Source organism: Aquiflexum sp. (genome assembly GCF_041751335.1).
In the GTDB taxonomy this organism is placed as follows: Bacteria; Bacteroidota; Bacteroidia; order Cytophagales; family Cyclobacteriaceae; genus Aquiflexum.
In genome coordinates this window covers 1-14781 of record NZ_JBGSXS010000369.1, presented here as the reverse complement: position 1 = coordinate 14781, position 14781 = coordinate 1, and the positions used below count along the sequence as shown (strand labels likewise).

The following is a 14781-nucleotide window of genomic DNA, read 5'->3' as shown; positions in this document are numbered from 1 at the left end:
TAAAGTAAAAACTAAATCAAGTGCGAAAAAACGGTTTACCCTGACAGGTACCGGAAAAATCAGAAGGAAACATGCTTACAAAAGTCACATCCTGACCAAGAAATCTACCAAGAGAAAGAGAAATCTTACCAAAATGACATTGGTTCATGAGTCAGATGAAGGCAGAGTAAAAGCCATGTTGAGAATATAGTTTAATCTATTTTCAATCCTTCAAAATCAATTAAGGTTATTTATTCACCAGACGCTTAGGTCACCAAGACCTTTCAGACGAACCTGAAGGCACCTAGAGTCAAAAATTAAAACATTATGCCAAGATCAGTAAATGCAGTTGCTTCAAGAGCAAGAAGAAAAAAAGTATTGAAAGCAACAAAAGGCTACTTCGGAAGAGGAAAGAACGTTTGGACAGTAGCAAAAAATAAGTATGAAAAAGGTTTACAATACGCTTATAGAGATAGAAAAGTCAAGAAAAGAGAATTCAGGGCTTTGTGGATCCAGCGTATAAATGCGGGTGCCAGGCAATTTGGTATCTCATATTCTCAGTTTATGGGTATGTTGAAAAAAGCTGATATTGAATTGAACAGAAAAGTTCTTGCAGATTTGGCTATGAATCACCCAGAGGCATTCAAAGCTGTAGTTGAAAAAGTTAAGTAAGTAGGCACTAACTTACCTTATAAAAAAAGCCCCAGATTTTGGGGCTTTTTTTATGCTTATTTTTTTGTTTGAAAAGGTATGTTTGTGATTTTTTATTATATTACAGAAGTACAGAAAATCAGGAAAGCCAATCTTTAAAATCCATATATTGAGGGGGTTTTAAGGCATTGGTTTTTTAATAAAAAAAGCCCCAAAAGAGGGGCTTGAGTAGCGAGGAGGGGAGTTGAACCCCTGTCCGCCGCGGCGGATATGAATCCAGGGCTAGAGGTATTTGGGAAGAATAGTTGATTTAATCCAATCTCTTCCTTTACCAGATTTCAGTTCTTTCTCTCTTTGAAGGGCTTGAGATTTGGTATCGAAAAACTCTACATGAATGCAATACCATGGTCTGTGACGGATAGTATGTCCTTTGGTTGATTTCTCGTTGTGGAATTTAAACCTTGTAATAAGGTCTGAGGTCATTCCGGTATAAAACCTGCCGGCGGAAAAAGAAAAGAGTACGTATACACAGAACATAGTATTGTAATATAAAAAAAAGCCCCAAAAGAGGGGCTTGAGTAGCGAGGAGGGGAGTTGAACCCCTGACCTCAGGGTTATGAATCCTGCGCTCTAACCATCTGAGCTACCTCGCCAGGAAAATTAATAATGTCAATTTAGATGGGAGTTGGATCCCTGTCCGCCGCGGCGGATATGAATCCTGCGCTCTAACCATCTGAGCTACCTCGCCAGATATATTGATATCAGATTTGGCTGTGAATTGATACCGATAGCTATCGGGAGAGCCACCTCGCCAATTCGGAGTGCAAATATGAGGTCTTATGAATATAATTGCAAGCGATTGCCTGCAAAAAAATGAATTTTTGAAAACTAAAATTCTGAAAAAATGGTAAAGAACAAGTTTGTTGCTGATTATCAAATCAATACTTCTAGGAAAATTTTATTTCCTTATTTGAGCTCTGCAAGTGGATTGTCCGAATGGTTTGCGGATGATGTCACTATCAACGAAGATAAAACCTATATTTTCCATTTTGATGGAGAAGACCATTATGCTAGAATCGTGGCATTAAGGACAAACATGCATGTTAAATTTGACTTTTTTGATCCTAATAATCTGGATGAATCAGACAATTCTTATATAGAATTTAAATTAGAAGAAAATGATTTGACACAGACCCTTTTCTTAAAAGTTATTGATTACAGTGATTCATATGATGATGATGAATTGGAATCAATTTGGGAAAGTCTGATCAATAATCTGAAAGAAATAATCGGAGGTTGAATTATTCAAAATGCAGGTTTTTTGAAAATATTTGCAACCTTTGCCGTTACTATACTTGGTATGGCTTATTTCAATGAAAAAAATAGATAAACTGATTTTAGGGTCTTTTATTGGGCCCTTCTTTTTGACCTTTATAGTCGTTGACTTTATTCTATTAACAGTCAATATGTTGAAATATTTCGATGAAATTTTCGGCAAAGGACTCAGTTTTTGGATTTACATGGAATTGTTCTCCTATTTCGTGATCAGCATTTCTCCCATGGCATTGCCATTGGCAGTATTGTTGTCTTCATTGATGACGTTTGGTAATCTCGGTGAACATTTCGAACTCACAGCATTGAAAAGCAGTGGTATTTCATTGATCAGGGCATTGAGACCAATAGGAATTTTTGTATTTTTTCTTAGCATTTTTGCTTATCTCTCTAATAATTACCTTGTCCCAAAGGTAAATCTAAAAACGTTCAGCCTTCTCTACGATATAAGAATGAAATCGCCTGCTCTTGATATTAAAGAAGGTGTTTTTTATAGTGGTATCCCTAATTATAGCATCAAAGTCAATCAAAAAATGGATGAAATCAGACTTAGGGATATCATCATTTATAATCATTCTGAAGGACAGGGAAACATCAACATTATTCTTGCCGATTCGGGAAGAATGGAACCTTTTTTCAACGAAAGTTACATGAGCATGACTTTGTACCATGGTACGAGTTATAAGGAATCAAGGTCTCAAAGAGGCATCAGTGAAAAACCTGTTGATTTTAGCAGAACAAGTTTTTCAGAGAATCAGATTATATTTAATCTTGAATCTTTTCAGATGAACAGGACTCCTGAAGACTTATGGTCAACAAACCGTTCGATAAAAAATATTTCCCAACTGAAATCAGGTCTGGATTCCATGTTTACTGAAATCAATCAAATAGTTTATTATAATTATATAAATACTGAATCAGCTTTTCCCTATTTCACCAGAAGCAGAAAACTTACTCCCCCTGTGGATATTCTTTCGAGAAAAGAAAAAGATGATTCAATCAGGATTGTAAAAGCCATGACAAAACAAAAACTGGAGTTGGAAAATCAGACTCCCAATGAAATTGGCATGGACAGCATTGGAGGAGTAGTTGCCTTATCAACATCAGATTCTTTATATCTAACAGAAAATGAGGTCATAATTCAAAATCTTGATAGTATCAGTGGTATTACCGAATTTGAAAACGATTCAAAATCTATTCCTTTGGAGAGTGAATCCAACATTTCAGCAGAAAAAGTCCAACAAAGAAGTAATAGACTCCTTACTAAAAACAATTTAACTGGTAAATCAATAGATTCTTTGACCAGTAAGGAGCTATTTGATAGCTTTAGAGATGCCGGAACTCCAAGAAATGTCCCCATAACCCAAAATGAAGAGAGTATTTCAAGTGAATTTGTAGGATTCACCGAAGAAAAAAAATCCTTGATGGACTCCCTTATAATCAACGGAGGATATAAAAACCGCGCCGCAACAATTGGAATGAATAATGCCAGAACCATCAAAAATAATTTCAATACCAAACTGTCCCAAATTGATAATCTTGAAAGAGAGTATCGCAGGTTTGAAATTGCCTGGTATCAAAAGTATACAACAGCTTTTGCCTGCATCGTGATGTTTATGATCGGTGCACCTTTGGGAGCAATCATTAAAAAAGGAGGGTTGGGTATGCCTGTTTTGATGTCCATTATTTTTTTCATTATCTATTATATGCTTACTATTACAGGAGAGAAATGGGCAAAAGAAGGATTGACAGATCCACTTTTTGGAACTTGGTTTTCTATCTTGGTTCTGCTTCCAATAGGTTTCTTCTTTCTCAGACAAGCTAGGAAAGATGCGCGCTTATTTGAACCCGATACGTATACAGAAATCTTCAAAACCATTAAAATCGGGTTCAATAGATTATATTCTAAAATTCATACCTGATTTTTAAAATCAAAATAATAGCTATACCTTTGTGGCTGATTTAAAATTAAATAATTAACTAGGCATGTATTTAACTACAGAGAAAAAATCAGAGTTGTTCAAAAATCATGGCAGGTTAAAAGCGGATACAGATACAGGTTCACCGGAATCCCAGATTGCGTTGTTTACTTATAGAATCCAGCACTTGACTGACCATTTGAAAACAAACAAAAAAGACCATTCCTCAAGATTGGGTCTTTTAAAATTAGTTGGTAAAAGAAGAAGTCTCCTAAACTATCTTGTCAAAAATGACATTGAAAGATATAGAGCTGTAATAGCTGACTTAGGAATTAGAAAGTAATCATTTCAACGTAAGGTTCTCAAGGGAGAACCTTACTTTTTTATTTACCCCGATATTAAACCTTACTTTTAAATCTATACTTACATTATTATTCTTAACCAAAATTTATGTTACCAAACGTAATTTCAAAAACTATTGTCCTTGAGGATGGTAGAGAAATCATTATTGAAACCGGTGCATTGGCAAAGCAGGCTGATGGAGCGGTTGTTGTGAAAATGGGTAAAGCTATGTTGCTTGCCACTGTTGTTTCAAAAAAAGAGGCTGGAGAAGGTGTTGACTTCCTTCCCATGTCCGTAGATTACCAAGAGAAATTCGCTGCATCAGGTAAAATACCTGGAGGTTTTTTGAAAAGAGAAGGAAGACTTTCTGATTATGAGATTCTGATCAGCCGGATCGTAGATAGGGCGATCAGACCAATTTTTCCTGACGATTATCATGCTGACACCAATATTGCCATTACTTTAATGTCTGCAGACGATGACATAGTACCTGATTGCCTTGCCGGTTTGGCAGCTTCAGCGGCTTTGGCTGTATCCGATATCCCATTTAATGGTCCTATATCCGAAGTAAGAGTTGGTAAATTAAATGGTAAGCTGATTATTAATCCTACCCCGAAGCAACTCGAAACTGCTTCACTTGAATTTATAGTAGCTGGATCCGAGGAGTATATCCTGATGGTTGAAGGTGAGGCCAATGAGATTTCGGAGGATGAAATGGTTGAGGCCCTTCAGTTTGCACATGATGAAATCAAAAAACATTGCAAGGTACAAAGAGAACTGACCATAGCGGTAGGAAAAGAGGTTAAAAGAGAATACAACCACGAAAAATCTGATTCGGCATTGTATGAAAAAATGCATGCTGACCTTTATGGCAAATGTTATGAGGTAGTTGCAAGAGAACTTGCTAACAAGTCTGAAAGATCAGAATTGATCAAAGCTATCAAAGAAGGTTTTGTTGAAAGCCTTGGAGAGGAACATGAATTCGAAGCAAGTCTGATTGGATCCTATTTTTCCAAGATTCATAAAGAAGCCGCCAGAAACCTTACATTGAATGAGAAGAAAAGACTAGATGGTAGAAAACTTGATGAAATCAGGCCCATTTGGTCTGTAGTGGATTATTTACCATCTGCACATGGTTCAGCAATTTTTACCAGAGGTGAAACACAATCTATCACTACTTGTACTTTGGGTACAAAAATGGATGAACAAATGGTGGATGGAGCTATGTTTTCAGGCTTCAATAAATTCTTCCTTCATTATAATTTTCCCGGCTTTTCTACGGGAGAAGTAAAAATAAACAGGGGACCTGGTAGAAGAGAAGTTGGTCATGGTAATCTAGCCATGAGGGCATTGAAAAAAGTATTGCCTTCGGGAGATGACAATCCATATACAATCAGAATTGTTTCCGACATCTTAGAATCAAACGGATCATCTTCAATGGCGACAGTTTGTGCTGGTTCTCTTGCTTTGATGGACGCGGGTATTCAAATCAAATCTCCGGTTACGGGTATTGCAATGGGAATGATCTCGGATCCGAAAACAGGAAATTATTCCATTCTTTCCGATATTCTTGGAGATGAAGATCACTTGGGTGATATGGATTTCAAAGTGACAGGAACTGAAAAAGGAATTACAGCCTGTCAGATGGATCTTAAAGTTGAAGGACTTGATTACAGTGTGTTGAAAGAAGCTCTTTATCAGGCAAGAGAAGGTAGACTTCATATTTTGGAAGAAATCAAGAAAACCCTTTCTGCACCAAAACCTGATCTCAAGCCTCATACACCTAGATCGTTTACGATGAGTATTCCTAAAGAATTGATAGGTGCAGTGATTGGACCCGGTGGCAAAGTAATTCAAGAAATCCAAAAAGATACTGGTGCTACCATTATTATTGAAGAAAAAGATAATCAAGGTAAAATCAATATTTTCTCGAACAATCAAGATTCTATGAATGCTGCCATCTCTAGAATCAGAGCGATTGTAGCACAGCCGGAGATTGGAGAGACTTATACAGGTATCGTCAAAAACATTATGCCTTTTGGTGCGTTTGTGGAATTCATGCCTGGAAAGGATGGACTTTTACATATTTCTGAAATCAAGTGGGAAAGACTTGAAAATATGGAAGGAGTTTTAGAACCAGGAGAAGAAATAATGGTGAAATTGATAGATGTCGATAAAAAGACGGGTAAGTTTAAGCTTTCAAGAAAAGTTTTAATACCCAAACCCGAAAAATCAGAAAAATAAGATTAAATAAAGGAAGTATTTATTACTTTGAACTTTATTTAATTTGAATTCTGTTAACAATTGAGTAATAACTGAAAATATATTCTTGAATGAGGCAGCTAAAAATTAGCAAACAGATCACCAACAGAGAAAGTCAATCTTTGGATAAGTATCTCCAGGAAATTGGTAAGGTAGATCTTCTCACAGCTGATGAGGAAGTAGTACTGGCAAAAAGGATCCGAGAAGGTGATCAACTTGCATTGGAAAAACTTACAAAAGCTAATCTCAGATTTGTCGTATCTGTAGCCAAACAATATCAGAATCAAGGTCTTTCTCTTGGTGATTTGATCAATGAGGGTAATCTTGGTTTGATCAAAGCGGCGCAGAGATTTGATGAAACAAGAGGTTTCAAATTCATTTCATATGCTGTATGGTGGATCCGACAATCAATTTTGCAGGCTTTGGCTGAGCAATCCAGGATTGTAAGACTTCCATTGAACAGGGTAGGATCTTTGAACAAAATAAGCAAGACATTTAGCGAACTGGAGCAAAAATTTGAAAGAGAACCATCTCCAGAAGAATTGGCTGAAGTTCTTGAAGTAACTGCCGGTGAAGTAGTAGACACCATGAAAATCTCAGGTAGACATGTTTCAATGGATGCACCTTTTGTTCAAGGAGAAGAAAATAGTCTCCTGGATGTTCTTGAAAATGATGGTGATGAAAAGCCTGATGATGGGTTGATGACCGATTCCTTGAGAAAAGAGGTACAAAGAGCTTTGTCAACGCTTACCCAAAGAGAAGCTGATGTCATCACACTTTATTTTGGACTCAACGGAGAACATGCCATGACTTTGGAAGAAATTGGTGAAAAGTTTAATTTGACAAGAGAAAGAGTTAGACAAATTAAAGAAAAGGCAATCAGAAGGTTAAGGCATACTTCTAGAAGTAAAACTTTAAAACCATATCTTGGTTAAAATATCCAATAAGCAATAGAATACTAAAAAGGGGATTATTCCCCTTTTTTTATTGACTTCTCTTTCACAAAATAAAATAGAAAAATAACCCGCTGATCATCATCAGGTCGGTAAGGATTAGGGAATTTTAACATCCATAAACTTTGTTGTGAAAGGTATTTTAACAAAATTTGCCAACCTCAAAAAAATAATCAAATGATTTCAGAAATTGAAAAAACCAAAGTCTTGATCATTGGTTCCGGACCTGCGGGCTATACTGCCGCAATTTATGCTGCAAGAGCTGGTCTTAGCCCAATTTTGTATACAGGCGCCCAACCTGGAGGACAATTGACCATTACTACAGATGTTGAAAATTATCCTGGTTATCCGGATGGAATCATGGGCCCTGAAATGATGGAAGATTTTAGAAAACAAGCCGAAAGATTCGGTACACAGGTTCGATATGGTATGGTGACTGCCATTGATTTCAGTGGTTATCCCCATAAGGTTGTTGTCGATGAACAAATTACAATTCATGCTGACACCGTGATCATTTCCACAGGTGCATCAGCCAAGTGGCTTGGAATCGAAAGCGAAGAAAGACTGAATGGAAAAGGTGTTTCAGCATGTGCTGTATGTGATGGGTTCTTTTTTAAGGGTCAGGATGTGGCAATAGTTGGGGCAGGTGATACTGCTTGTGAAGAAGCTTCGTATCTGTCCAATATTTGTAGTAAAGTTTACATGATAGTGCGAAGGAATGAAATGCGTGCCTCCCAAATCATGCAAAACAGGGTGATAAAAAATCCTAAGATTGAGATCTTATGGAATACTGAAACAGTTGAAATACTTGGAGAAGATGAAGTGGTAGGTGTTACAGTAAAAAATAACCGGACAAACGAAACCCAAAATCTTAAAATCTCAGGCTTCTTTGTAGCTATTGGTCATGAACCCAATACAGGGATTTTTAAAGGTATCATCAATATGGACGAGACAGGTTATATCAAAACGATACCTGGCAGCACCCGGACAAACGTGGAAGGTGTTTTTGCCAGTGGTGATGCGCAAGACCATATTTATAGACAGGCAGTTACTGCCGCAGGAACCGGTTGTATGGCTGCTTTAGATGCAGAAAGGTATTTAGCTTCTAAAGAATTGTCATAATAAGGAATAATGAAATTAAAAGGTCTTTGGATTATATTATTGATTTTTATGGTCATAAGGATAGAAAATTCCTTTGCCCAGAGTTTTCCAAAAATCATCAAAAAATCCAAACCTCAAACTAATATCCAAAATAATCCCCTTTCGAGGGATTTGAGACTTTTCGATTCCGAAAAATACCTACAGGAATTGACACGGGAAACCGACTCACTACTTTACAAAGATTATGTCAATCTTAAAAAGCGTCTCAGTATTGTAGCTGAGGATACGCTATCTTTGATATGGGCACCTACTAATCAACTGGTACAGGTTTCTGAACAGATCCTAATTGACAGTATTTGGGTCACAGCTTTTGAATATTATTCTTCCTGGGATAGTCAAAAAATTAATATTTATGATTTCAACCCTAAAGATTTTAAGGATAGCGTATTGATAAAACTGTATGACCCATTTTTTGGTACAGATTGGAAACTTCCTTTAAATGAATCAAGGATAACATCGGAATTTGGATTTAGAAGGTTTCGATGGCACCATGGTACAGATTTAAAACTCACCACAGGAGATCCTGTATATAGTGCCTTTGATGGAATTGTAAGAATCAGGTCATTTGATAGAAATGGGTATGGTTATTATATCGTGGTAAGGCATAAAAATGGGCTTGAAACACTTTATGGACATTTATCAAAATTTTCTGTAGAAATAGGACAAGAGGTAAAAGCAGGTGAAATAATTGGTTTGGGAGGTAGTACAGGTAGAAGCACAGGCCCTCATCTTCACTTTGAAATTAGGTACCAGGGACTTTCCATCAATCCAACCGAAATATTTGATTTTAATATCGGAAGGATAAAAAGTGAATTCTATACCATAACCTCTACTAGTTTTGACCATGTAATAAAAGCACAACAAGCTGTTTATCACAGGGTAAGAAGTGGGGAAAACTTGAGTGTCATAGCAAGACGCTATGGTGTTAGGGTCAGTACAATCACCCGCCTCAATAATATTTCAACCAATTCGGTAATAAGGGTGGGGCAGAGGCTAAGGATCAAATAGTATTCTTTTCCAAAGGGAAATGCTCTTAAAGTTTTAAATTGAAAATTATGAAATTAGATATCCTAGTTATTGCAGCACATCCTGACGATGGTGAGTTGGCCTGCTCAGGAACCATTGCCTCTCATATCTCAAAAGGGTATAAAGTAGGAATTTTGGATCTCACCCAAGGTGAAATGGGGACTAGGGGAACACCTGAAATGAGATTAATTGAGGCTGAAAATTCAGGGAAAATATTGGGATTGTCAGCACGGGAAAATCTGAAATTCAAAGATATTTATTTCAGTGATGACGCTGATCATCAGATCGATATCATTAAAATAATTAGGAAATATCGCCCCGAAATCGTCCTTGCTAATGCTGTGTCTGATAGGCATCCCGACCATGGGAAAGGTGCAAATTTGGCATCAAATTCTTGTTTTATGAGTGGTTTAATTAAAATTGAGACTTTTTATGATAATTCAAATCAAAGTCCATGGAGACCAAACTTCGTCTATCATTATATCCAAAATAATTACATCAAACCTGATTTTGTGGTGGATATATCAGATTTTTGGGAAATAAAATTGGCTAGTATAAGAGCTTTTAAATCCCAATTTTATGATCCTGAAAATATGGAACCTGCCAGTTTTATTTCCTCAGAAGATTTTCTGGATTTTATTGAAGCAAGAGCTCGCGAATTTGGGCATAGTATCAATGTTAAATTTGGAGAGGGATTTACAGTTGAAAAAATGATTGGAGTTAAAAATTTATTTGACCTTAAATAAAATTAGGGAGCTAACCTTGAGATTTTCCAACTAGCATCAGTTTCTTGGGTATATAATATTCTATCATGCAATCGGCTAGGCCTACCTTGCCAAAATTCTACTTCGCTGGCAAGTAACCTGTAACCTCCCCAATTTTCCGGTCTTTTGATAGAAGTATGGTTAAGCTCATCCCTTAATTTACTTTCTCTTTCTTCAATAAACTGTCTGTTGGGAATAGGTTTACTCTGAGGTGATGCCAATGCTCCAATTTGACTGGAGAAGGGTCTTGATAAAAAATATTCATCCGATTCTTCTGGTGAGATCTTAGAAACTTTTCCAATCAACCTCACCTGTCTTTCCAATTCGGGCCAAAAAAAAGTAAGTGCTCCATAAGGATTATCATTCAATTCTCGCCCTTTTTCGCTGGCATAATTTGTAAAAAAAACAAATCCTTCATCCACACCTTTCAGCAATACAATTCTAGCATTGGGTAGACCATCATGTCTTACAGTGGCCAATGTCATCGCATTGGCCTCCATGACTTTGGCTTTGAGGGCTTCATCAAACCAAACTTTGAACTGATCTAAGGGTGAAGCTGTAACATCCTTCTCATCAAGTGATTTGAGCGTATAATCTATACGAAGGTCAGATATTTTCATGTCGTTGGAAATTTAAGCTTAAAATTATCATTCTTATTGCATTTATGAAATTTAGATATAACTTAAGCGCACAATCTAAATGTATTTTTTATGAATCTTAATCCAAACAACATACCAAAGGCAGGACATCTTTTAATTTCCGAACCCTTTTTACAAGATGAAAATTTTGTGAGGTCTGTGATATTGGTTTGTGAAAACAATGAAAACGGGTCGTTCGGTCTTGTTTTGAACAAGCTTTCAATTTTGAAACTTTGTGAGATTGTGGATGACTTGAATTTTATGGACAGTGATGTTTATGTGGGAGGACCTGTAGAACAGAATACCCTGCATTTCATATATTCAGGAGAACAAATGATGACGGGCAGTATACAGTTGGGGGAGAACTTATGGTGGGGAGGTGAATTTCAAGAATTGATCCAAAAATTGAAAAATAAAGAAATTTCAAATGAAAATATCAGATTTTTTATAGGTTATTCCGGTTGGGCAGAGGGTCAATTGGCAAATGAATTACAAGAAAATACATGGATTGTATGTGAAAAAATTGATTCCAAAAGTATTTTTTATGACTCTCCCGAAGAAATATGGAGAAATATACTGAAAAATATGGGAGGTGAATACCAACTGTTGGCAAATTATCCAATTGACCCAAGATTAAATTGAAGCAATTTTATTACTTTTGCTTCTAACAGCCATTAAATAAGTACCAGTTTTATTATGAGCAATGACAAAGAAATGTCTGATAAAGACAAGGTGACCTATGCCAAAGAAGAAATTCAGAAAGCGGAAGGTAATGAAGAAAACAGTGAAAATGCCGAAAATTCCAATTCAGTAATTCCAGTAGAGGGAAAAGGTAATGAGGATATATCGGATAATGAGGTCTTAGAATCAGAAATAACTGAGGAGATAGAGCCAGCCATTGCTAAAGTTGAAAATGAGCCAGTTTCAAATATAAATCCCAAGGAATCACCCTCTGATAATATTCCATCACCACTGGAATCCAAAGAAGAAAAAACCTATGAAGCTGTTATAGAAACCAATACTGAATCTGTTGAAATAAATCCAGAAACAGTTGAGCCTGAGATAGCTTCTTTGACGGAATCTACTGATTCTGTGACAACTGAAGTAATTTTAGCAGAAGTAACAGCTTCATCATCCGACGATAAAAACATCGAAGAAAGTGAAACACCTGTAGCATCGGCTGAGAAATCAACTGAAACAGATGAACTTGAAAAACCTTCTTTGAAGGAGACAGCCGCACCTGTTATACCTGAAGGAACCATAACAGAAGCTACCGTTGCTACATCCGAGACTGAAAATATTGAAGAAAGTGAAACTCCTGTAGCATTGGCTGAGAAATCCACTGAAATCACTTCTGAAGAAAATGCTGTTTCCCATTCTGAAGATGAACATGAAGACCATGCTGAAATCGAAGAAGATACACATGTAGATTATTCAAACTATTCCAAAAAACAACTTTTATCAAGCTTCAAGGAGTTGTTGTCAAGTGACGGATTTTTAAAAAATGATAGCCAACTCGCTGAAATAAAAAGTCATTTTGAGGAGATCTTCAACCATGAAAAAGAAGAAGCACTAAATGCATTCGTGACTAATGGCGGAAATGCTGATGATTTCGAATATCGACCCACAGATGAGGATAAAGCTATGTTTGTGGTGTTCAATGAATATAGAGACAGAAAATCTACATTTTTCAAAGAACAGGAAAGACAGAAAGAAAAGAATTTATTTGCTAAAAACCAGATCCTTGACAGGTTGAGAGAATCGGTTGATGGAGAAGAAACTACACATAGTATCAATACCATTAAGCAAATACAAGATGAATGGAAAAAAATAGGCCCAGTACCTGCTGCACAGAATAGAAACCTTTGGGCTTCATTCAATGCTTTGATGGATCGCTTCTACGATAATAGGAGTATTTATTTTGAACTCAAAGAACTCGACCGAAAGAAAAATCTTGAACAAAAGCTTGAAATTTGTGAAAAAGCAGAATCGCTTTTTGCAGTTCCAGATCTCAAGGAAGCTATAAAGAGCCTTAATGATCTTCATGAAGAATTCAAACATATTGGTCCTGTGCCAAGAGATGAACAGGAAAAACTTTGGAACAGGTTTAAATCTGCATCCGATGCTGTTTATTCAAGAAGAAAGGAATTCTATGATAACCAAAAAGGTACCTTGATCGAAAACCTTGAAAAAAAGGGGTCCCTTATCCTAAGACTGGAATCCTTTAAGGATTTTAAGGCCAGTAAGATCAAAGAATGGAATGTAAAAACCAAAGAAGTTTTGGCTATACAGAAAGATTGGGAAGCAATAGGTCCTGTTCCGAGAGAAAACGGAAAGGAAATCAATAAACAGTTTTGGGGACATTTCAAGCAATTTTTTCAGAATAAAAATCATTTCTTCAAAGAACTTGACGAAATCAGGTTGGCCAATAAAGTTAAAGCAGAAGAATTGATTGAAAAAGCAAGAGCGCTTCAGGATAGTACTGATTGGCAGCAGACAGCCAGTCAAATGATTTCCTTACAACAAGAGTGGAAAAAAATTGGTCCGACTCCTGAAAAAGTTAGAGATGAACTTTATAAAAGATTTAAATCAGCTTGTGATACTTTTTTTGAAAACAGGAGAAATTCCACCAAACAGATCAACAAGGAATTTGATGAAAATTTAAAAACCAAAGAAGCACTTTGCCAGAAGATCACCGAAGAGTCAAAAGGAACGGATCTATCGGAATCGGCGCTGGAAGCCTTAATTTCTCAATTTAATGCGATAGGATTTGTTCCCAGAAAGAACATGAAAGAAATTATGGCCAAGTTCAACGAGGCTGTCGATACCTATGTGAAGAAAATGGGCATAGAGGGCGGAAATAAAGAAGAGTTTTTGTTCCGACTCAATCTCAACAAACTTCAAACAGACCCTAATAGTAACAGGGTACTTAACAAAAAAGAGCATGGAATCAGAAAACAGATTTCAGATCTGGAAAACAGTATCACGCTTTGGAAAAACAACTTGGAATTCTTTGCTGCCTCCAAGACGGCAGATAAGTTAAAAGATCAATTTGATGAAAAAATACAGAAGGCTGAAAGGGAGGTTGAGAAGCTAAAGAAAAAGCTGACCATCATTAGAGAATTTTAATGCACTCATAAATAAGGAGATAAACATTATCTCCTTATTTTTTTTTAAAAACCTTTTGCACCCTTCATCTATCCACATATATTTGCACCACGATTTCAGGCAAAGGTCTGATCTAAGATTAAAATTCACATCATTTTCGCCTTCCTATCCCGATAGCTATCGAGATGGTAAAGTAGATGAATAAAGATTAAAGGCCTTATAATTTAATAAGCCTCATTATCCCGATAGCAATCGGGATGGTAGAGTAAATGAATAAAGATTAAAGGCCTCATAATTTAATAAGCCTCCTTAGCTCAGCTGGTAGAGCAACTGACTTGTAATCAGTAGGTCGTTGGTTCGATCCCGACAGGAGGCTCAAAGGGATAGTTTCGGCTATCCTTTTTACATTTATATCATTTGTATTCGGTAAGTCATTGTCCGCTCGTTATTAATTGGTTTTTTTGCACGCTGATAACACTGATATAGCTGATTTTCACTGATTTTTTCACCTGTGAACATCAGCACAATCTTCGTTGTCAGTATTCCTCCGAAGGGTAAAATAATCAAGCTGGATCAGCATATATCACCTAACAACCAATTTTTCAATCTTCCAATTTTAAAATTTTTCAATTTCGAATTTCGAACC

General features: G+C 36.5%; 14 protein-coding genes and 2 tRNA genes. 13 read left to right on the top strand and 3 right to left on the bottom strand.

Annotation, left to right across the window (positions count from 1 at the left end; genetic code table 11):
- Together rpmI and rplT are read left to right on the top strand one after the other, a co-directional pair.
- Positions 1–190, top strand: a 190-nt coding sequence (gene rpmI / locus ACEW8U_RS19995; protein WP_373523823.1) for a 50S ribosomal protein L35, incomplete at its 5' end; no start/stop codon positions are given.
- A 116-nt stretch (positions 191–306) separates the two neighbouring features.
- Positions 307–651, top strand: coding sequence for a 50S ribosomal protein L20 (gene rplT / locus ACEW8U_RS19990; protein WP_373523822.1), 345 nt, complete (start codon positions 307–309; stop codon positions 649–651).
- 261 nt (positions 652–912) lie between these two features.
- Here the strand turns inward: rplT and ACEW8U_RS19985 are convergent, their stop codons facing one another.
- Positions 913–1167 (bottom strand): GIY-YIG nuclease family protein, encoded by a 255-nt coding sequence (locus ACEW8U_RS19985; RefSeq protein WP_373523821.1) that lies wholly within the window; start codon positions 1165–1167, stop codon positions 913–915.
- Between the two features lie 42 nt (positions 1168–1209).
- A tRNA-Met gene (locus ACEW8U_RS19980) sits at positions 1210–1283 on the bottom strand.
- A gap of 251 nt (positions 1284–1534) precedes the next feature.
- On the opposite strand from ACEW8U_RS19980, the gene ACEW8U_RS19975 reads away from it, so the two are divergent.
- The 8 genes from ACEW8U_RS19975 (at position 1535) to bshB1 (ending at position 10371) form a co-directional block, all read left to right on the top strand.
- Positions 1535–1930 (top strand): START-like domain-containing protein, encoded by a 396-nt coding sequence (locus ACEW8U_RS19975; RefSeq protein ID WP_373523820.1) that lies wholly within the window; start codon positions 1535–1537, stop codon positions 1928–1930.
- A gap of 73 nt (positions 1931–2003) precedes the next feature.
- Positions 2004–3884, top strand: coding sequence for an LptF/LptG family permease (locus tag ACEW8U_RS19970; RefSeq protein ID WP_373523819.1), 1881 nt, complete (start codon positions 2004–2006; stop codon positions 3882–3884).
- 64 nt (positions 3885–3948) lie between these two features.
- The gene (gene rpsO / locus ACEW8U_RS19965; protein WP_373497633.1) at positions 3949–4224 is read left to right on the top strand and encodes a 30S ribosomal protein S15; all 276 of its coding nucleotides are present in this window, start codon (positions 3949–3951) and stop codon (positions 4222–4224) included.
- A gap of 107 nt (positions 4225–4331) precedes the next feature.
- Positions 4332–6467: a polyribonucleotide nucleotidyltransferase gene (pnp, locus tag ACEW8U_RS19960; protein WP_373523818.1), complete on the top strand. Its 2136-nt coding sequence runs from the start codon at positions 4332–4334 to the stop codon at positions 6465–6467.
- 89 nt (positions 6468–6556) lie between these two features.
- Positions 6557–7420: an RNA polymerase sigma factor RpoD/SigA gene (locus tag ACEW8U_RS19955; RefSeq protein WP_084121786.1), complete on the top strand. Its 864-nt coding sequence runs from the start codon at positions 6557–6559 to the stop codon at positions 7418–7420.
- A 195-nt stretch (positions 7421–7615) separates the two neighbouring features.
- Complete coding sequence (gene trxB / locus ACEW8U_RS19950; protein WP_373523817.1) at positions 7616–8560, top strand: thioredoxin-disulfide reductase; 945 nt, start codon at positions 7616–7618, stop codon at positions 8558–8560.
- 9 nt (positions 8561–8569) lie between these two features.
- Entirely contained in the window at positions 8570–9607 is a 1038-nt protein-coding gene (locus tag ACEW8U_RS19945) for a peptidoglycan DD-metalloendopeptidase family protein (RefSeq protein ID WP_373523816.1), read from the top strand.
- 47 nt (positions 9608–9654) lie between these two features.
- Positions 9655–10371, top strand: coding sequence for a bacillithiol biosynthesis deacetylase BshB1 (gene bshB1, locus ACEW8U_RS19940; RefSeq protein ID WP_373523815.1), 717 nt, complete (start codon positions 9655–9657; stop codon positions 10369–10371).
- A 2-nt stretch (positions 10372–10373) separates the two neighbouring features.
- Here bshB1 and pdxH read toward each other — a convergent pair whose 3' ends face one another.
- Positions 10374–11009: a pyridoxamine 5'-phosphate oxidase gene (gene pdxH / locus ACEW8U_RS19935; protein WP_373523814.1), complete on the bottom strand. Its 636-nt coding sequence runs from the start codon at positions 11007–11009 to the stop codon at positions 10374–10376.
- Positions 11010–11099: 90 nt separating this feature from the next.
- Here pdxH and ACEW8U_RS19930 point away from each other — a divergent pair, with 90 nt between their 5' ends.
- From ACEW8U_RS19930 to ACEW8U_RS19920, 3 genes are all read left to right on the top strand, one after another.
- A complete protein-coding gene (locus ACEW8U_RS19930; protein WP_373523813.1) occupies positions 11100–11669 on the top strand; it encodes a YqgE/AlgH family protein in 570 nt (189 codons plus the stop codon).
- Positions 11670–11723: 54 nt separating this feature from the next.
- Positions 11724–14156 (top strand): DUF349 domain-containing protein, encoded by a 2433-nt coding sequence (locus ACEW8U_RS19925; protein ID WP_373523812.1) that lies wholly within the window; start codon positions 11724–11726, stop codon positions 14154–14156.
- Positions 14157–14438: 282 nt separating this feature from the next.
- A tRNA-Thr gene (locus ACEW8U_RS19920) sits at positions 14439–14511 on the top strand.
- Positions 14512–14781: the final 270 nt, after the last annotated feature.